General features: G+C 58.9%; 15 protein-coding genes. 9 read left to right on the top strand and 6 right to left on the bottom strand.

The window, feature by feature from the left end; translation table 11 throughout:
- Positions 1-85 precede the first annotated feature (85 nt).
- Together groL and P9255_RS16030 are read right to left on the bottom strand one after the other, a co-directional pair.
- Positions 86-1,726 (bottom strand): chaperonin GroEL, encoded by a 1,641-nt coding sequence (gene groL, locus P9255_RS16025; protein ID WP_309790029.1) that lies wholly within the window; start codon positions 1,724-1,726, stop codon positions 86-88.
- 78 nt (positions 1,727-1,804) lie between these two features.
- A complete protein-coding gene (locus P9255_RS16030; protein WP_309790030.1) occupies positions 1,805-2,098 on the bottom strand; it encodes a co-chaperone GroES in 294 nt (97 codons plus the stop codon).
- 709 nt (positions 2,099-2,807) lie between these two features.
- Between P9255_RS16030 and P9255_RS16035 the strand changes: the two genes are divergently transcribed.
- The 4 genes from P9255_RS16035 to P9255_RS16050 are packed head-to-tail and all read left to right on the top strand — an operon-like array spanning position 2,808 to position 6,887.
- The gene (locus P9255_RS16035) at positions 2,808-3,815 is read left to right on the top strand and encodes a DUF2169 domain-containing protein (RefSeq protein ID WP_309790031.1); all 1,008 of its coding nucleotides are present in this window, start codon (positions 2,808-2,810) and stop codon (positions 3,813-3,815) included.
- Positions 3,812-4,873 (top strand): beta-ketoacyl synthase N-terminal-like domain-containing protein, encoded by a 1,062-nt coding sequence (locus P9255_RS16040; protein ID WP_309790032.1) that lies wholly within the window; start codon positions 3,812-3,814, stop codon positions 4,871-4,873. The genes P9255_RS16035 and P9255_RS16040 overlap by 4 nt, the downstream gene beginning before the upstream one ends.
- A gap of 13 nt (positions 4,874-4,886) precedes the next feature.
- Positions 4,887-5,945 (top strand): PAAR-like domain-containing protein, encoded by a 1,059-nt coding sequence (locus P9255_RS16045; protein WP_309790033.1) that lies wholly within the window; start codon positions 4,887-4,889, stop codon positions 5,943-5,945.
- Between the two features lie 21 nt (positions 5,946-5,966).
- Positions 5,967-6,887 (top strand): type VI immunity family protein, encoded by a 921-nt coding sequence (locus P9255_RS16050; protein WP_309790034.1) that lies wholly within the window; start codon positions 5,967-5,969, stop codon positions 6,885-6,887.
- Positions 6,888-7,248: 361 nt separating this feature from the next.
- On the opposite strand, the gene P9255_RS16055 is transcribed toward P9255_RS16050, so the two are convergent.
- Positions 7,249-8,184, bottom strand: a complete 936-nt coding sequence (locus P9255_RS16055) for a GGDEF domain-containing protein (RefSeq protein ID WP_309790035.1) — start codon at positions 8,182-8,184, stop codon at positions 7,249-7,251.
- Positions 8,185-9,062: 878 nt separating this feature from the next.
- Between P9255_RS16055 and P9255_RS16060 the strand changes: the two genes are divergently transcribed.
- Complete coding sequence (locus P9255_RS16060) at positions 9,063-9,575, top strand: hypothetical protein (RefSeq protein WP_309790036.1); 513 nt, start codon at positions 9,063-9,065, stop codon at positions 9,573-9,575.
- A gap of 238 nt (positions 9,576-9,813) precedes the next feature.
- On the opposite strand, the gene P9255_RS16065 is transcribed toward P9255_RS16060, so the two are convergent.
- Positions 9,814-10,179, bottom strand: coding sequence for a hypothetical protein (locus tag P9255_RS16065; RefSeq protein ID WP_309790037.1), 366 nt, complete (start codon positions 10,177-10,179; stop codon positions 9,814-9,816).
- 220 nt (positions 10,180-10,399) lie between these two features.
- The gene (locus P9255_RS16070; protein WP_309790038.1) at positions 10,400-10,819 is read right to left on the bottom strand and encodes a hypothetical protein; all 420 of its coding nucleotides are present in this window, start codon (positions 10,817-10,819) and stop codon (positions 10,400-10,402) included.
- Between the two features lie 1,241 nt (positions 10,820-12,060).
- Here P9255_RS16070 and P9255_RS16075 point away from each other — a divergent pair.
- The 4 genes from P9255_RS16075 (at position 12,061) to P9255_RS16090 (ending at position 17,455) form a co-directional block, all read left to right on the top strand.
- Positions 12,061-12,348, top strand: coding sequence for a hypothetical protein (locus tag P9255_RS16075; protein WP_309765410.1), 288 nt, complete (start codon positions 12,061-12,063; stop codon positions 12,346-12,348).
- Positions 12,349-12,828: 480 nt separating this feature from the next.
- Positions 12,829-13,035, top strand: coding sequence for a hypothetical protein (locus P9255_RS16080; RefSeq protein ID WP_309790763.1), 207 nt, complete (start codon positions 12,829-12,831; stop codon positions 13,033-13,035).
- Positions 13,036-13,916: 881 nt separating this feature from the next.
- Positions 13,917-14,312: a type II toxin-antitoxin system HicB family antitoxin gene (locus tag P9255_RS16085; RefSeq protein WP_309764187.1), complete on the top strand. Its 396-nt coding sequence runs from the start codon at positions 13,917-13,919 to the stop codon at positions 14,310-14,312.
- Positions 14,313-14,809: 497 nt separating this feature from the next.
- Positions 14,810-17,455: a PAS domain S-box protein gene (locus P9255_RS16090; protein WP_309790039.1), complete on the top strand. Its 2,646-nt coding sequence runs from the start codon at positions 14,810-14,812 to the stop codon at positions 17,453-17,455.
- Positions 17,456-17,846: 391 nt separating this feature from the next.
- On the opposite strand, the gene P9255_RS16095 is transcribed toward P9255_RS16090, so the two are convergent.
- Positions 17,847-18,473 (bottom strand): tyrosine-type recombinase/integrase, encoded by a 627-nt coding sequence (locus P9255_RS16095; protein ID WP_309790040.1) that lies wholly within the window; start codon positions 18,471-18,473, stop codon positions 17,847-17,849.
- Positions 18,474-18,698: the final 225 nt, after the last annotated feature.

Genomic DNA, 18,698 nt, shown 5'->3' on the forward strand with positions numbered 1-18,698 from the left:
AACCCGCATTGCTGCGGGTTTTCTTTTGGCATGACGCGAGCCTCTTTCGAAGCTCGCGTCGATGTAACCTGGCTTTGACGCCGAGTTACATATCCATGCCCATGCCGCCCATGCCGCCGGGCATGCCGCCAGGCATCGGAGCATCTTCCTTCGGCAGTTCGGCGACGGCTGCGTCGGTCGTCAGCAGCAGGCCTGCCACCGATGCCGCGTTTTGCAGCGCCGTGCGCGTTACCTTGGTCGGGTTGACGACACCGGCTTCCACCAGGTCACCGTACTCGCCGGTTGCCGCGTTGTAGCCGTAGTTGCCCGAACCCTGAGCAACAGCCGCCACCACGACAGATGCCTCTTCGCCGCCGTTCGTGACGATCTGGCGCAGCGGCTCTTCCATTGCACGCAGGACGATCTTGATACCTGCGTCCTGATCGGCGTTCGCGCCCTTCAGGCCGTCGATCGCACGGCGAGCACGGATCAGCGCGACACCGCCGCCCGCCACGATGCCTTCTTCCACGGCTGCACGCGTTGCGTGCAGTGCGTCTTCGACACGTGCCTTCTTTTCCTTCATTTCGACTTCGGTCGCAGCACCGACCTTGATCACCGCAACGCCGCCGGCCAGCTTGGCCACGCGCTCTTGCAGCTTTTCACGGTCGTAGTCCGAGGTCGCTTCTTCGATCTGCTTGCGCACTTGCTTCACGCGAGCTTCGATGTTCACTGCTTCGCCAGCGCCGTCGATGATCGTCGTGTTTTCCTTGCCCACTTCGATGCGCTTCGCCTGGCCCAGTTCAGCCAGCGTTGCCTTCTCGAGCGTCAGGCCGGTTTCTTCAGCGATGACCTGACCGCCGGTCAGGATCGCGATGTCTTCCAGCATGGCCTTGCGACGGTCGCCGAAGCCCGGAGCCTTGACGGCGACGGTCTTCAAAATGCCGCGGATGTTGTTGACGACCAGCGTAGCCAGCGCTTCGCCTTCGACGTCTTCAGCGATGATCAGCAGCGGACGGCCAGCCTTCGCGACTTGTTCCAGCACCGGCAGCAGATCGCGGATGTTGGAGACCTTCTTGTCGTGCAGCAGCACGAACGGGTTTTCCAGAACGGCGACTTGCTTGTCCGGGTTGTTGATGAAGTACGGCGACAGGTAGCCGCGGTCGAACTGCATGCCTTCGACGACGTCCAGCTCGTCTTGCAGCGACTTGCCGTCTTCGACGGTGATGACGCCTTCCTTGCCGACCTTGTCCATCGCTTCAGCGATGCGCTCGCCGATCGACGTGTCGCTGTTTGCAGAGATCGAGCCGACTTGCGCGATTTCCTTGTTCGTCGTGCAGGGCTTGCTGATCTTGCGCAGTTCTTCGATTGCCGCGGCAACCGCCTTGTCGATACCGCGCTTCAGGTCCATCGGGTTCATGCCCGATGCGACGTACTTCATGCCTTCGCGAACGATGGATTGCGCCAGGACCGTAGCGGTCGTGGTTCCGTCGCCGGCGTTGTCGCTGGTCTTGGAAGCCACTTCCTTGACCATCTGCGCGCCCATGTTCTGGAGCTTGTCCTTCAGCTCGATTTCCTTCGCGACCGAGACACCGTCCTTGGTGACCGTCGGGCCGCCGAACGAACGCTCAAGCACGACATTGCGGCCCTTCGGGCCCAGCGTGACCTTGACCGCGTTGGCCAGGATGTTCACGCCTTCGACCATCTTGGCGCGTGCGGAATCGCCAAAAGTAACTTCTTTAGCTGCCATATCCAGACTCCTTGATTCGGTTCAGTGTGCCGGCCTCGCCGCCCAGTCGGCGCGATGCCCGGCTAACAGGAAGGATGCTTACTTGTTGACCAGCACGGCCATGATGTCCTCTTCGCGCATGACGAGCAGTTCCTGCCCGTTGACCTTGACGGTCTGGCCGGCGTACTTGCCGAAAAGCACGCGGTCGCCCACCTTCACGTCGAGGGCGTTTTGCGTGCCCTTGTCATCGCGCTTGCCCGGGCCGACGGCCAGGACTTCGCCTTGATCCGGCTTCTCTGCCGCTGCTTCCGGGATCACGATGCCCGATGCGGTCTTGGTTTCCTGGTCCAGACGTTTGACGATGACGCGATCGTGCAAAGGACGAAGGTTCATACACACTCCTCTCTAGATTGAGACTGAAAACGCGGGAAAGCCCGTCTTTCGGGGCAGAACCCTTCGGACGGAAATCTTGTTAGCACTCTCGTGCAGTGAGTGCCAATTATATGGACCGCATTTGACAATTTCAAGGAGGCGAGGGACGGGAATCCCGGATGTCGAAGTTCACCCTACATTGAACGACGTTCGTCGAGCGTTGAACCGCTAAACCGCGAGCACCCGTTACTTACGGCGCAAGATCTTTCGCAAGATCAGCGGCTTAGGATGGTGGGACGCGACTCCCAGCCTAGGCCGTCACTGCGTCCGGACCCGCTGAAGAACCAAAATGAACCGACTCGCCCACGCGAAAAGTTGTTCCTTCAAAGTTAGGTGTTTACCCTTCCTCGAGCCGTCTCATCCGTTGACGTTTGCCATCAAAGATATGAAGGTAATTCCAACGCAGTCGGCCTCATTCGAGAATTGGGAGCGTCATGATGTGCGGATTCGATGGATCGAACGTCGCTACGCGACCCAAAGCCGACGCTCGCTGTTCGTCCGCTGCGCGGCTGCAGCGCGCCGCATTGCTGTCATTCGCGACGCGGCGCGGTATGACGTCGGCATGTTTCCGGCGAATGAGTCTTCTCGACCCCGACAGCGCCGCCACACGTGGACTTCAAAGCGACGCCTTTTGATTCGTCTTCGGACATGTCCCCTCACAGGAGCGGCTATGTGGACGGTTCACAACGACACGCCATACAAGGTCGGGAAAACATGGGTGAGGAACAAAGAAGGCATCCATCAATGGATCGTCGTGGTCAAGGCGACTTACGAGATCAAATCGGATGGCACGACCGTTCTCGCCGACGAGCAGCTCGACCCGCTCTTGCTGCCTGAATATCGAGGCGAGCCGGGCCTCTCCAGCCTTCGCTACGACGCCGACCTCGTCGCGCCAAAACCAACGACGGATATTCTCCTCAACGGAACCGCGTATGCCCCGCACGGGCGCTGGAGCAGCGATTTTCTCGTCGGACTTCGGGTAGGGGCCATTCGGAAAGTGTTGAGAGTCCGAGGCGAACGCGAATGGGTATGCGGACTTTTTGGAGCGAGGCCGTCTGAAGCCCGGCCCGTCCTTTCCGTTCCGATCATCTATGAACGCGCATTCGGCGGCTACGACCGCACGAGTGACGATGTGCGAAACCATTGCATGGACGCGCGTAATCCGGTTGGCCGTGGCGTATGCGCTGTGCCGGACCACCGGAAAGGTCAGGCGCTCGCAAACTTGGAATACCCCGACGGGGACGTCGAACATAGGGGACCGGCCTGCTTCGGCGCAATAGACAGCTTTTGGTCGCCGCGTCGGGAATATGCCGGCACCTACGACGAAATATGGCGAGACAGCCGGGCTCCTCTTTTGCCCGCGGATTGGGATTCCCGCTCGCTGCTTTCTGCGCCCCCCGACCAACGGCCGGTCAACCACCTGACCGGCCGCGAACCTGTCGTACTCGTTAATCTCACGCCCTCAGGGCGGCTGAGCTTCGATCTGCCTCGCGTCTATCTGACTTTCAGCACCCAAATCGCGACGCACGCCGAAGCGCATCGGAGCCGCCTGGCCACGGTCATCATTGAGCCGGATCATCCTCGTGTGATCATGGTCTGGCAGACGTCGCTCGATTGCCGCACGAATGTGGAATATCTCGAGAAGACAGTCGTACGCGAGAAGGAGATGATTTCATGACGACGTCTCGCTCCGTTGATGTCGTCGCGACCGGCGCGCGTACCCCGATCGGCCTGCATTGCGCAGCGAGCGCAGCGGCGTACCGCGGGAGAATAAGCGGTGTGCGCGAGCATCCGTTCATGATTGACCGGGCGGGCAACCCCATGATCGGCGCGCTCGACAGCGAAATCGACCCGGACATGACGGGCCCGGACCGCTTTCTTGCTCTCGCGATACCCGCGCTGCGGGAAGTCTGCGAGCCGCTCACGGGCCAACCTACTACACGATCGGGCGTGCCGCTCTACCTCGGGCTTCCCGAGGTCCGCCCGGGATTCACGATGCATGACGCGGAGGCAATCCGTCTCGGATTGCAACAGGCTGGCTCGAGCTTGCCCATCTACTTCCCGGAAATCGATCTCTTTCCGCATGGTCACGCTGCCGGATTATCAGCTCTCTGGTCTGCAGCCGAGAAAATCAGGAAGGGGACGCTCGACGCATGCCTCGTCGGCGGCGTAGACAGCTACTTTCATCCCGACACGATGGAATGGCTCGACGACAACTTGCAACTGGCCGGCGCACTTGCGCGTTCGGCCTTCGTACCCGGCGAAGGCGCGGGGTTTTGCCTGCTCATGAGCCGCGAGGCATGCGCGCGGTGGCACGCCGAAGCGTTGGGTCGCATCGTCGCGGCCGCGCTCGGTAATGAGCCCGCAGTTATCAAAGGACCGGAACTCTGCCTCGGCATCGGGTTGACTTCGGTTATCAGGGGCGTCATCGGCCAGCCGCAGTTGCCTCAGGAAAGGATCAACGCAATTTTCTGCGACATTAACGGCGAACGCTACCGCTCCGAAGAATGGGGTTTTGCATGCTTGCGACTGTCGCAGTATTTCGACGATCCGGCGGCGTACGGCTCACCGGCGGATTGTTGGGGAGACATGGGTGCGGCGTCCGGACCACTTTTCGTAATGCTGGCCTGTCATGCGGCGCGCCGAGGTTGCGCCAGCGGTCCACGCACGCTGATATGGGCAAGTTCCGAAAGCGGCTTGCGCGCCGCCGCGCTTCTCGACACGAGGCGTTGTTGAATTAGGATGAGCGATGGCTAGCGTTGGCATACATCCACCGAAGACTCCGGTCACAAAGGGTAGCAGAACGGTCGCCAAGGTGACGCTACCGAACGTATGCAAGATGCCGGGACCCCCGGCGCCTTTTGTCCCGACGGCGCTGCCCAACACGGCGAAGTCGGAGCTTTCGCCGGAGGGCTTCTCGGTCACCGTGTTGATCGAAGGACATATCGTCGCCATTCGAGGCGCCACATTCGAGAGCATCGGTGACATTGCCAGCAAGGGCACCGGCGGCGGTTTGCTCTCGGCTAATACTCACGGACCGGCGAAGTTCATCGCTCCCGGTTCGATGACCGTGAAAATCGAAGGGAAGAACGTTCACCTGCTTGGCGACCCCATGCTAAACAACTGCGGCCCAGGGGGGGCACCGCCCAACACCGGCGCGAGCATGTCGGGCGCCGATCATGATGACCTCAGCCTCGACGACCTGCGCAAGGAACTGTGCAAGATCATTAAGGAATGCGAGGCCGAAGAGAATCAAAAAGCGCAGCAGAAAGGTGGCGACCCCCACAGCAGCAACTGGTGTGACAGGATGACCGTCGATAAGGAAGGACGACCTACGTCGAATCGCGTACAGATGGGAACCGCGAAGTCGGAGTGTGCAGAGCGGAAAGTCAACGAACGAAAGAATAATGGAACCTTTAGCGACGACGTCAAGGCAGAGCAACCGATCGACGTCCTTAACAGCGTCGGCAAACGAACCGGGGGCATCAAGCCTGACGTCATCGTCGGTACGCCGCCTAACTGTTCTGCTGTCTTCGACTTTAAAACCAGCTGTCCGCCCAAATCGAAGAACGACCACACGCCCACTTTCCCTCTCTACGCGTATGCGATGGAGCGGGTTCAGAACGCTGGTCGTTGGGTGTCACAAATTGCGCTCAGTCGGAACGGACAGCCATCCGCAGCGCCCGGTTGCCGGGTGCCGCCAAACGGCCGTTATCACGGCATGAGGCAAGACGAAATATACGAGGATGTCTGCGGTTCAGAATGCATTCCGATCCATCCGCAAGGAAAGGACTGTGCCGACGCGTAGCACGTCGATTGGAGCAACACTATGGATAATGCGCAAAGCGGTCTCGACATCACGGACGCAGATGGAGATCATCTGGTTCGCTATGTGATGAAGATCGTGTTCTACCTGAGACACGGCCATCCGGACGTAGGACGTCAGGTCGAGCACGCCGTACACGCATTCGCCGATCTCGTCTCTGTGGATGCGCTTCGTTTCTTTGCAGACGCTGAAGGGGAATGGCGCGATCTGCGGGAACAAAATCTCGCCAAGCGCCTCGAGGATCAATGGGGCCACTTCGCGGACACACTCAACGCGGATGTGGTCTTGCGTGGACAGGGTCGGGGCGCCGCGGACTTTTACCTTCGCTACGCCGGCAATATGCGCGCCGGTCAGGATGTAATCGCGTCATCTTTCCAATGCTGGGTGCCGAGAGCCTATTGGCTCGAAAATCGGATAAATCTGGCCGCCCTCACGTTCGACATCGTGAAATGTCTTCCGTTCTCGTTCGGCTACGTGAGTCCGGCCATCGTAGGCGGCGACTCCCGGCGTCTTCAGAGACTTGCCCGGCGCTATCTCACGGTTGACATCGCGGAACCTCGCACGATCGGCTGGGACATCGGCGACCTGGCCGGCGGAGCTTACTGGTACACCTTCCTGGGACCTCGGCTCACCGAAGCGGTGCGCGGCGTAGAAGGATTGCGAGAAGCCCTGCCGCGTGGGGTGACCATCGACGAGATTGAAGGCGGCCGATGCGGCTTGCTACTTAGTCCCAGTCCGATTCTGGGCGATGTAAATCGGCGCGAAGATATTTCCGTCTATCGGTCCGTGGCGGCTTATTTCGACCAGTGCGGCGTGCTCCATGTTCCCAAACGAGTCGTCTATTTCAAGGACGACGCGGGGATGGCCGACTTCGCAGCACAACGCGCGTGGCACCGCCGTCTGGTCGATACTACAACGCCATGAACGACAGGTTGTTTTTCAAACCATGCCGCGCGCTGCAATCCGAATTGGCCATCATCGTCTGCCCTCCCACGCCTGGATGACTCGATTGCAGAAAACCTCATATGGCCACTTACACGGCCTACAGCGAGACGGAATCACCTTCGCTCCTAGGACGGCTCATCCGCCGTGAGCGGACTTTGACGAACGGATCACGACCGCCCCGCTCCTGGCCGGGGCCGGTCTGGCAACCCCTCGACGGTCGAGGTCGCTGCTCTCCGTGCAACGGTGGTTGTGCGCCGTACCGCGACGATAGACGACCGTCGCTCTTATCCCGTCGGGAGCTGCGACGTCGCTCGCTCTGCTGCTGCCTATCTGTCCGTACTCACACGGACTCGCGTGCTGAAGGCTGAAATATCTCGATTCGGCCGCGGCCCGCTTGCTTCGCCGCATACAGCGCCTTGTCGGCCTGCGATAGGACGTCCTCTCGCCAGTCCCCGCTTCTGGCCTCAGCAAGTCCTGCGGAGAAGGACAGCTTCAGTGTAGCGCCCGATGGCTTTGCCAACGGTATCAGCGGAATGGAAGACAGAATCCGTTCCAGTTCGACCTTCGCCTCTTGGCTGCTGATGCCGTGGAAAAGAATAAGGAACTCTTCGCCGCCTAGGCGGCTGATGAAGGCCTGCCTCATCAGCGACGTCGCACAGTAGCGTGCGAACTGACATAGCGCAGCGTCGCCCGCCGCATGGCCGTGCGTGTCGTTGATAGCCTTAAAACGGTCGAGGTCGAGTAGGCCAACACAACAGGACGCGTCGCCCGCAACGGCCCTCGTCAACAGCTTGTCGAGCCTCGCCAGTGCGGAACGTCGGTTGGGAAGACCTGTCAGTTCGTCGACGCCACTCATCAACAAGGCCCGATCGCGCTCACCTTCCAGCTGACGCTCGGTCGTCTTGAGCAAGGTGATGTCCGTCCCTGATAGAACGATCCACCGGTTGACGAGCAAGGTCTCAGTGCACCAGAACCAACGCCCGTCGACGAAATCGACGGGAAACGTACGCTGGCGCGGTGGATGGGCTAACAACCGCCGCCGCACCTGCACATCAGCGATGAATCCGAGCGGGTCTCCGGCTTCTATGCGCACACCCTTCTTCTGACGGGCGGCGTCTCGAATGATGCTCGAGAAGGTAGCGACCTCGCCAGCCTGGAGCTCAAACGCCCGCAGGAACGCGTCGTTTGCATATCGCAGGAAGTCTCTGTCATCGTACACGCCGATGAAAGCGTCGCCGACTGATAGCGATCCCTGCAGGGCGAGTCGGAGGTCCAACGACTCGCCTGACGTCTCCAATCTGGCTATACGCGGAACGTCGCTCATACCGACCTAGTTATTCTTTCCCAAGATGCGTCTCGCGTCGTTTCCAACGTCCTCGCGGGGTGTCCGAAGTATCTTCTCTTGAAGCGCCGCTAATTCGAGCAGGCAACGCAACCTTACCTCGGCAAGAAAACGTCGCACAACTTGCAGCATCTCTTTAACGGCGCGGCTAGCACGAACTGAATCCGGTCGTAATGTTTTTTCGAGGTTATAGAACGATTCGTTCGTTGGCGACGCTCGAAATGCGACGTGAGCCGCGTGTGCGTGCAGGGTCTACTGCAGGCCGTCGTCGAGGACCTGAAGCCGACAGCGGCATGAAGCGCTCACCGGCTTGAGCATATTCACGAGCGGGAAGGTGTACTAGCCCGGGCGAGTTGCGTGATCGGTCATGCGCGACAACAGCGGTTCGAGTCGTGAACGTTGTGATGGAACTAGCCCGGGCGTGGCGCGCGCCTTAACGACACGGTTGCACCAATAAATTCGACCGAATAGGTAGTTCGCCGCGTCGCCGGCGAGAACGCACTCAAGATGCTCGATCTCGTAGTCGAGGCTCCTGATCGCATCGAACCTGGCTGCGCGCGCTTCGTCCGACGGGGACACGGCGGCCGCTGAGATCGCACGGCGCGAGCACGCTAGATTTCACCGCCTTCAAAAAGCGCTGCGTGCACTGGTCCGTGACGCTTCTCGGCGTCGTGACGCATTCGCGCTCCCGTCCGCTACGGTGCGGGGCCTCCACCAAGTCAGTGCTTTAATAACCGTAAAGTTCCAGTCGTCCTCGCCGTAAACCCGCTCGACGGCATCTGCCGTCGAAAACTACAACGACGAGGGGAATCATGAGAATTTTGGCTGTCGGAGCATTAGTTTCTGTCGCTGCATTGTCGGGATGCGCGTCCATCGTTGGCGGGACAAGCCAAGTCCTGTCGATTCAGACGATGCAAGCGGGTAACGACGTATCTGGCGCCTCGTGCAAATTAGAGAATGACAAAGGGGTATGGTTCGTCAAGACTCCGGGCACGGTGACCGTCCATCGCGCGTATGGTGAGCTCAACGTTAAGTGCGAAAAGGATGGACTTGACCCCGGCCTCGCCGCTGTGCAGTCAAGTACGAAAGGAATGGCCTTTGGAAACATTCTTTTCGGTGGCGTGATCGGGGCAGGCGTTGACATGGCATCGGGCGCAGCATATGACTACCCGCCGCTCATTACCGTTTCCATGGGGCTGAAAACCATAATCGAAGCACCCAAGAAGGCGGAAGGGGCGCCGACAGCTACGCCGACTCAGCCAGCGCCTGCAGCGGGCATCAATGCCCAGCAAACCGCTCAAGCGAACGTGCCTGACAACAAATAGCGCTTTCCGCAAACGCCCGTTTTCTGACGGGCATTTTTCCTCAGTACAGCGGCTCTTCGACTTCGGCAATACTTTCAGTTGGGCGAAGGTGCCGGTGCGTAGCGGGAAACACGACTACGACTGATGTCGGTCAGCACCTGTTTTTGGGGGTGCCGGCCACCTCGGGTACCCCGCGCGGGGTGCCAAGGGAACACTCCGGGTCGAAGACCGGATACGATTCCAGTTGTCAGTGGCGTTGTTATAGACCGGTAGTCGAGGTCTTGTTGAGCGAGTCGTTGTACGCTTTCAAAACGCGCTTGCCGGCCGCCGTAAGGGTGAGCGCGTCTTGCCGATACCAGCGAGCCTCGCCATTACTCCACACCGTATGATAGGTCGGCTCCGTGTACTCGTAGCACGCCACCAACTCAGCCTTGCCATTCGCGCCGAGGCTGATGGCTATGAACCCCTTCATCTGTTGCAGCTTTGGGAGTTCCGTGAGGTTCGAACAGGGCATGTCCGAAAACTGAAGCAACCCGCCCGCCTCGTTGTTCATGTACATCATGATCTCGGCGTGGGCGGCGGTTGCGAACAGGGTCGCCAGCAGGGCGAACAGGGTCATCTTCATGCTCGTGGTCCGTCATTGTAGTAGGTCAAGAAACGCGCGCACCGCGAGCACAGGTTGCTAGTCTGGACATGCGAAAGACGTCGTTGAAGCCATCTACTGTCGCAACCGTTCGTCAGACCGCGGAGAATTAGAGAATGAATTCGTGCCTTCGAGCAATGCGGATTGGCTCGATTGCAGGCACTAGCGGTAGTTCGATTGAAGCGGGGATATCTCTAACACTTCAGTAATCACACGGCAGTGAAGGGTCGGCAGCAAGAGCCGAAATCTTCCTTTGGGGACTTCCACCGACATCTTTAGGCGGCACACCGACGCGAACCAGCGTTCCTGCCGCGGTCGACGACATGCGAATCCGCGCCATCCCTACCTGGCCCGCATGGGGGATAAACGCTTGCACATCTAAAACCTGGTCAACTTCATTCGGCATATAAGATCCGCTGGCAGTGAGCGCGCCAAGCAGAGAACCGCATCGCCGCTGCCTGTCTTGCAGCGATCGCATGACTTTCTCGGGTGTAGCAGCGACAACCACGTCCGAATAAACCAGTTCGCTTTCCTTCTTCACGGGATCTATTGAGCAGGCCGCCAAAGCGATCGTTGATGCGAGCAAGCTGGCCGTGGCGACGTTAGCAGCGAGTTTCTTCACTAAATCCCCGTATGAAATTCTTGTTTCGGGTATTTTCGCTATCGCTTACATGTTGTCAACGCATAGCCTGGGAAAACTGCTTGGCAACGCACGAATCTTGCCCGAAGAAGACGCGGTCGCGCTAATCAGGGATGCTTTTCCCAAGGTTGAAAGGGTCGAAATGCGGCGCGGGTAGCGTCTCTTTGAGTTTGATGCCAGTAGGCGCATTAACGAGGATATCGGCCGTCTCGCGGGCGAAGTCGAGCGTGACCGGCTCGCTGTCGCTCGCAGTGCGAGACTGGATTCATCGCTTTCGCGAGAGAACGACACGCTTACTCCCTAGAAGAATACGGCGTTTCGGCATCGTAGACGGCGAGGCCGGCCGCCTCGCATTTCAACATCAGAAAGTGCAGCTGTTATCGCTAGAAGAAGTCCCAGTTGGAGCGCGCCTCCAAAAGCCTTGCTTTTTCCGCCGATTTCGGGGGAGACGACTCGGGCTGCGGTCGAAGACAGCAATGGACGCCATTGCAGGCGTCAGCTAACCATCGCACAACGGCCGCTTGATTGACTAATTGACGTTCATGGCGAACGACGGCTCATGGCCGGCTCCCGCCCTACGTTGGCCGATTGGAGCCGAACCCATAGCCATCTTCCGCGCGGCCCGTTCCGCAATGGCCGCAACTGGCAGTCCAACGGGCGCACAGAGTTGCTCTTACATTGCCATCGAAAGGTCCCGCAGACTTCACATGAAGCCAGTGCGACTGCGCCTCCCTTCGTCCTCCGAAATTCCTGTACATCGGTTGCAGAAGGTGTACAGTGGGTTCTGTTGCGACGCGGCGTTAGCGGTGGCAACCAGCCTGGAGACCCGTCGAGACAAACGCTTGGAAAAACTTGGGCGTGCGTCAAGGTCGGAGCGTTTAATGAACACCACCGAGATTTAACGACCCAGCGGCATTGTTCAGCGTGCTTTGTTCTCTCCGGCCTGCGAGACGGAATTAGTTTGCCGGGGCCAGCAATACGCCGATCGCGGCCTGACCGGCAACTTGAGCTACTAAGTATTCCCGGCGACCCGGCCCTCGCGCCTCTATGTGCCGTCCCCTTGCTCTAAGCATAAACGTTGTTGCCGCCTTTGACGCGAAGTCACATTAAGACATCGTGACTGCAATTTTTCCCGTGAATTGCGAAACCACGGCACTGGATCATTCACCGCATAGAGCCTCCCGTTGACTCAAGTGTGTGGTGATGAACGCCCTTTGGAGAAAATCGTGCCCCTCACCCCTCGCATCTATAAGGGCTTCGAACTGCATCCTCTAGTGTTTGAACGCACCTTTGCAACGTTTGATCGACATTCTCGCTATGCCGAAGGCTATGACGTCGCCGTGCGCTTGTGCCGTCGGGAACCGGACGGCGCAGCCGGCGCGAGCCGAGTGTTCCAACTCGCGCTGACGGTCCCCTTTTCGGACTTCGGTGCAGCCCGGCGGGCGGCGTGGACGCGAGGCGAAAACATCATCGACGGCAAAATCGACGGCGCGGACGTTAGCGACCTTTGAATCCTGGCTGGCCGCGCCGTGCAATACGTATAGCGCCTCGGTGCCGACTTGGTTAGGTATTGTGGATAGACTTCCCGGACGGAGGGGAACGCAGTCCGATCGCCTGCGAGGAACACAGAAGGCTCCTGTCGATGCGCTTCCTAATGAAGGCGGCGCCGGTTAGCGTTTAGCGGAGGCGGGCGAGTCCGCGGCGAATTATCTGAGCGCATAGGCCATCTCAAATACGGCGACTTTCAAGGCGCCCGTTGTGTCCGTCGCCGGAGACGAGAATCGATCACTTCTGCGTCTCCGACGCCGGGCATTGCGCATACACCTGGTCTGACATTGCAGGGCGAGACGATGAGCGGTGTCTGGTACGTCAGGCTGAAGAGCTCTTCACGGATGACGACAGACGTCGAGCTAGATTGAGCTGTCCGTCTATCTTCTGAGCCGCCGTGAACCAGTTTCCAGGCGAAGTACGAAGTTTTATGGGTGAACATCATGATCGATGAACAGGTAGATGCCGAAGAGCTGGTGGAAAGCAGGAGGAACAGGCAGGCGGCAGCGAATGCGAACGATGATGGCATGGCGTTGTCCGGTGATGGCGACAAGCGGCTGGCCGCGACAAAGCAAGGTGGTCCTTTCAGGAAATGGCTTGGACATATACGGCAATGGTTAGCCACTCAAACTAGCTCTATGCGACCGTGAACGCGGCGGTGCCCATGAGGTTTCACTTCTTGCTGAAACCGCCGCTAAGTATCGACGACGAGGAAAGCTCCCAGGGGCGACGGCCGTATTCACGAGTATGTCGGCGGCTAGCGTCTCGTTGGTCGCATGCTCCAGGCACGAACCGCGTGTCCTTTAACCAGCTCTGCGGTACGTCTCATATGACGCAGATGACACTCCGCAATCGGTGGGTAATGCACCTAACTGATTGCCTTATGCAGATGTTCCGGTCCGGATGGAAGATCTCGCGCTACCACTCTTCCAACTCACCGTGGGACTGTTACCAGTATGCCGATCTTTAATCGACGATGGCTCGTCCCGTTAGTCATGGCGGTTTTTCGACGAACATCACGGTTAGCCTGATCGCGTGACCGGCGTCCGGGGATTGGACTATCGCCGGGAGCGGAAGTCCTAGCGACAGCGATCTTTACGCTGTCTCGTCTGCCGACGCCCGGCGCCCGGCGCCCGAACACACCTCTCACCAAAGCGCATACCCAGACACCTTGCCAGTACAGTGTCAGTCGGTACCAGTATCTCACCGAGCAGCACCACGCCGGTGAACGTTGTTTTGCATCACGATTTAATTTGCTTTCAGCAGGCATTGAGCGCATCGTGAGAGGCCAAGATAAGCATTCTCGAGCGTCTCATCAACGGGTCCGCATTGGGTTGAATGACGGGCATCCATTCCAACGCAGTGACGGCGTGGCCTTGAGCAACGGTTCTCGATGCGGCATTTCCGCCACCAAGGTGGCCGCCATCGACCCGCCCAGTGTGATAAGGCGACGACCTCTTTAGTGGGAAAGTCGCTGCGGCCGACCGAACTATGACACCGGTTGACTGCGGCGGTCCCGATGGAGCAGGACATGCAATATCCGCTTTATGTGCACCGTGACGGCAGTAACGGTTTCCGCGCTAGCTTTGCTGATCTACCGTTAGCCTTCGCTCGTGGCGCTACGCTCGAAGAACTCCGGTCAAACGCCCAAAGCGCGGTGGAACTGGCGTACGACCGCAGCGAGCAGCTCATACCTGGTCCGACCGGCAGCGTGTCGGAACTCCAATCATTAGCAATGGACGATGGAAACGGCATTTGGATGTATGTCGAGATCAACCTAGTCAAGGTCACATCTAAGGCTGTAAGCGTGCAGTTCAGCCTGCCTGACACACTCTTGCGCCAAGTCGATGCGTGCGCGAAAAGGCGCAGTTTGACGCGCTCGGCGTTCTTTGCCCTTGCTGCTGCTCGCGAGGTTGGGGATTGCTAAAAAGGCTCTACGTGTCGCCGATGATTCGAGAAGTATCCAAACACAGCATCGTGGTCCGATAAAGGCCTCGGTCGCTGCGGCATCCTTCGTCGAGGAGAACATTATTGCGGCGCACGATCCTCATTGGCATGGTGTCGGCTCCATCCAGCAACCCCTCAGCTTCACACTTGCCTGAACGGAAGCCAATGCGGCAGGCTCTACTGAACCAGCGCCTTCCGTACCGGCAAGAAAGCATGCCGGAAGAGTTTCGCTTCGCCACCGGAAAGGTCACAACGTTCGTGCGTACCTAGCGACTCTCGTGCACTTCCAACCGCCGTCACCTGGGTTTTGCTTGACATTAAATTGATGTCCTAACCTCATGAACTCAGACCTGGTTCGGATTTCGTCAGCGGGCACTACCTAGATGCAGGTTGCCGGCAACGCAGCAAGTCTCTGCAAACGTCGTTCGTTGCCTCGGTTGCAGCGAGTTGACGGCCGCTGCAGGTATTTTGGAGCGCATGTATATGCCGATCCCCCGAGTCATCGATTCTATTTCGCTGCTGGTGTGGACGGTTGACAGCACCGGTAAACTCACTTACATAAATCGATGGGCACGGCTCTATAGTGGCCTAGGGCTTACCGAGGCGGGTTCGTGGTACCAGTTGTTGGCGTTGGACGACGTGGCCGCGGTCGAGTCCGCTTTGTTCACACTCAGCCGCGACCGGCTTGGACTAGACGTCCACGCGCGTTTGCGCCGGCACGATGGCGAATTACGGTGGCATTGCCTGCACTTGCAGTTGGCCGATGGTGCCGAAGGAACGAATGCAACGGTTTCGGTCGTTGCTGTTGACGTCCACGAGTGCAAACTGGCGTGGCAACTCTACGAACAAAGCGAAGCGCGGTTGCTGTCGGCTTTTGAGGCGGCCCAGATCGGCGCATGGGAATGGGACCTTGGAACGGGCACAGCCCGCGTAACGCCTGTCGTCTGCCGCCTGTACAACATTGAGGAGGCGGAGCGGACAGTGCCGCTCAGTCTGCTATGGCAAAAGGTGCGTTCGGATGACCGTGAACGATTCTCGGACGAGGTCACTGCCGGGATCGCACGAGGCGCCCCCTTCGAAGTGGACTTCCCGATTTCCACCGATAGTGGCGCGACGAAGTGGTTACGGATGCGTGCTCACGCTCAAGCGCAATCGGAGTCCGCTGTTTCGCTGGTCTTTGGGGTGACCTTCGACATTTCGGCCGTCCGCGCGGCGGAGGCAAGCGTTCGCCAAAGCGAGCGGCGCTACCGTGAGTTGGCGCGAGCGGCCGGTGCGCTGGTTTGGTCCGCCGACGGCAACGGAGAAATGCAGCCCATCGAGGGCGAGTGGGAATCTTTCACTGGCTTACCGACCGACCGCCTTGTTGGGCACGGATGGATGGACCTTGTGCATCCTGCGGACCGCGATAGTCTCAGCAAGACATGGCGACAGGCGCTGCGTGAGCTCGGACCGCGCGACACCACTTTCCGGATGCGCAGGCAGGATGGCGCATATCGGACGATGTACGCGAGGGCTGTGCCGTTATGCGATGAACGCGGCGGGCTGCACGAATGGTTCGGCACGACCATTGATGTTACCGAGCGGCGCCGAGCTCAAGCGATCAGCGACGCGCGCAACATTCGGCTGGCGGTGGCGACCAAGGCTGCAAGCATAACGATCGTCACGCTCGATCTCGGAAGTTATGTCCTTTCCATCGAAGCGCCAAGCCGAGGTGGGTCCGTGGCAAGTCCGACGTCGAACACGGAAATGTCCTACGCCGACGCGATGGCCCACGTTCGCGCGGAAGATCGACCGGTGCTCGAACAAGCGATTACGCGGCTGACGGCGAACCAGGAGGATTCCGTCAGCTTCGAAGTGCGCGTGCTTGTTTCCGGAGAGGAGCACTGGATGAACGGGAGCGCCGCGCTTCAACGGGGACAGGACGGTAGCGCTGATGTCATCGTTGCCAGCGTGTCCGACACAAGTGCGCGAAAACGCATGGAGCTCGCCCTGCTTGACGCAGATCGGCGTAAAGACGAATTTCTGGCCATGCTTGCCCATGAACTGCGGAACCCTCTCGCTCCACTTAGGACCGTAGTAACGCTACTTCGCCGCGGTTCATCCGCAGGCGATCCTCAAGAACTGATAGCGACCATGGATCGGCAGATCAGCCACTTGACCAGGCTCGTTGACGACCTCCTTGAGGTTTCGCGCATCACCCAAGGTCGTATTGTTTTGAAACGCGAGCCAATCTTGATCGGCACAGTCGTCTATGGCGCCGTGGAATCGGTCGCGCCCCAAGTGCAAGAGCAAAAGCAGACTTTGACCGTCGATGTTCCTAGAGACACCGTCTGGGTCTGCGGAGATGCGACCCGTATGGCGCAAATCCTCGTCAATATCTTAAACAATGCTTGCAAATACACGCCGGAAGGAGGACTCATTGGGATCCACGCGTCGGCGGACCAGCAATTCGTCAGCGTCGTAATCGCAGACACTGGCGCGGGCATCTCGCCCGACCTGCTTCCCAGGATCTTCGACCTGTTTTCGCAGGGCGAGCGCACCCTTGATCGAGCAAAGGGCGGCCTGGGCATCGGCCTATCCTTGGTGCGCAAGCTAGTCAAAATGCACGAGGGTTCCATTCATATCGAAAGCGCCGGACCAGGGAGGGGCACTACCGTCACGCTACGTTTCCCACGAATGAGCCCGCAGGTGCAGCCGTCACACGCCACTGAAACACGAGACGCATCTGCGCACCGACCGGTCTCCCTTCGTATTTTGATTGTGGACGACAACCGGGACGCGGCGGATTCGCTCTCGCTGGTTTGCGAGGCGGAGGGCCACTTGAGCTGCGTATGCTATGCATCCAACGAAGCGTTGGAGCGGTCGTCGAGCTTTAACGCCGACGTAGCTTTGCTTGATATTGGTCTGCCCGAGATGGACGGTTATGAGTTGGCGGGGCGTCTTCGCAGCAAAGGGCAGAAGACACCCGTTTTGATTGCGATCACCGGCTACGGCCAGGCCGAAGACCGTTTGAAAGCGCAGACAGCAGGATTCGATCATCACTTCGTCAAGCCGGTTGACATCAACGCCCTACTCCTCTTGCTGCAAACATGCGGGCCAAAAACAAACTCGCAGCCGAACTGACGGGGCGGTTTTTTTCGGTACAACGATATGGGTATGAATAAGACGCTTGTCCGAAAGGCTTTTCGTAAGCGACTTGGCGAGGCCAGTTCCTCATTCCTACGCGCGTGGGGCATGAGGGTGATTGCGTGGGGGAACTCTGTAGATCACTGGGGATCGTGCCGATGACCATCCAAGTCTGTCCAATGTATGGCGATCTTGAGACTGAGCGAGCGAGCCGATTGTCATCTTAACCGCAATTCCCACTTCGGTTCCCGCTAAAAAATTTGGTGAGAACCACATTACCTCTACTCACCGCCGGCAAGAGAACGGTCGAGATGAGGCGCTTACGGTCGAGGCCGCGAGCGAACGTCTCTTCGTGGCCGACAAGCGCACGCTCGCCGGCCACCGGCGATCACACTTCGGTTTGTTCAGCCATTTCCAGTGCATCGTCTACCTGGATCCCGAGGTACCGCACGGTGCTTTCAATTCTTGCATGGCCCAAAAGCAACTGCACCGCGCGCAAGTTCTTGGTGCGTCGATACATCAACGACGCTTTCGTTCGACGCAGGGTGTGCGTACCGTAAGCGGTGTCATCGAGACCGATCGACGCGACCCACCGATGAACGATGCGCGCATACTGGCGCGTCGACACGTGCGCTGAGGCATGCAGTTGACTTGGAAACAAATAGTCGGCAGGCTTCAATCGCCGCGCCGAAATCCAAGCGGAGACACTCTGACGAGTCTGCTCTGTGATTTCGAACTGCACTGGTCGATGCGTTTTCTGCTGCATGAAAGTCGCGCGCCCTACAACGTGACCTCCGATGCAGACGTCCTGCACCTGCAAGCGCGTCAGATCGCACGCTCGAAGCTTACTGTCGATCGCGAGATTGAACATCGCCAACTCGCGAGCGTTGGATGACATCTGCAGCTTCGTTCGAATTGCCCAGATCTCTCGAAGCTTCGGCGGAGGCTTCTGGCCGGTCAGCCTCCCCTTGTTCCACGGCACCCGACGAGCGCCGGAAGAATTAAGCGGTTCCATAACAATCTCCTCTTCAACGAAGGGAGATCGATTTTGCGCTTGAGATGTGGTCAATGTTCGGCCCCGATCGACCGGTCAGCAGATTGCGGTCAGTGAGTCGGATTTCCGACCCACCAGGGCACTCACCCTTCTCCAAAGCGGCCGCTGGAGATACCTCAATGCTTTGAACAGTCTCACGCGTCGGGCCGCAACGCTCAGCTCCACTCAATAGACCCTTCGCTCGGA

Source organism: Caballeronia sp. LZ019 (genome assembly GCF_031450825.1).
Lineage (GTDB): Bacteria > Pseudomonadota > Gammaproteobacteria > Burkholderiales > Burkholderiaceae > Caballeronia.

Coding starts and splice junctions, on each gene's coding strand:
- groL (WP_309790029.1), bottom strand. CDS start 1,726: ATGGCAGCTAAAGAAGTTACTTTTGGCGATTCCGCACGCGCCAAGATG.
- P9255_RS16030 (WP_309790030.1), bottom strand. CDS start 2,098: ATGAACCTTCGTCCTTTGCACGATCGCGTCATCGTCAAACGTCTGGAC.
- P9255_RS16035 (WP_309790031.1), top strand. CDS start 2,808: ATGTGGACGGTTCACAACGACACGCCATACAAGGTCGGGAAAACATGG.
- P9255_RS16040 (WP_309790032.1), top strand. CDS start 3,812: ATGACGACGTCTCGCTCCGTTGATGTCGTCGCGACCGGCGCGCGTACC.
- P9255_RS16045 (WP_309790033.1), top strand. CDS start 4,887: ATGGCTAGCGTTGGCATACATCCACCGAAGACTCCGGTCACAAAGGGT.
- P9255_RS16050 (WP_309790034.1), top strand. CDS start 5,967: ATGGATAATGCGCAAAGCGGTCTCGACATCACGGACGCAGATGGAGAT.
- P9255_RS16060 (WP_309790036.1), top strand. CDS start 9,063: ATGAGAATTTTGGCTGTCGGAGCATTAGTTTCTGTCGCTGCATTGTCG.
- P9255_RS16065 (WP_309790037.1), bottom strand. CDS start 10,179: ATGAAGATGACCCTGTTCGCCCTGCTGGCGACCCTGTTCGCAACCGCC.
- P9255_RS16080 (WP_309790763.1), top strand. CDS start 12,829: ATGATCGATGAACAGGTAGATGCCGAAGAGCTGGTGGAAAGCAGGAGG.
- P9255_RS16085 (WP_309764187.1), top strand. CDS start 13,917: ATGCAATATCCGCTTTATGTGCACCGTGACGGCAGTAACGGTTTCCGC.
- P9255_RS16090 (WP_309790039.1), top strand. CDS start 14,810: ATGTATATGCCGATCCCCCGAGTCATCGATTCTATTTCGCTGCTGGTG.
- P9255_RS16095 (WP_309790040.1), bottom strand. CDS start 18,473: ATGGAACCGCTTAATTCTTCCGGCGCTCGTCGGGTGCCGTGGAACAAG.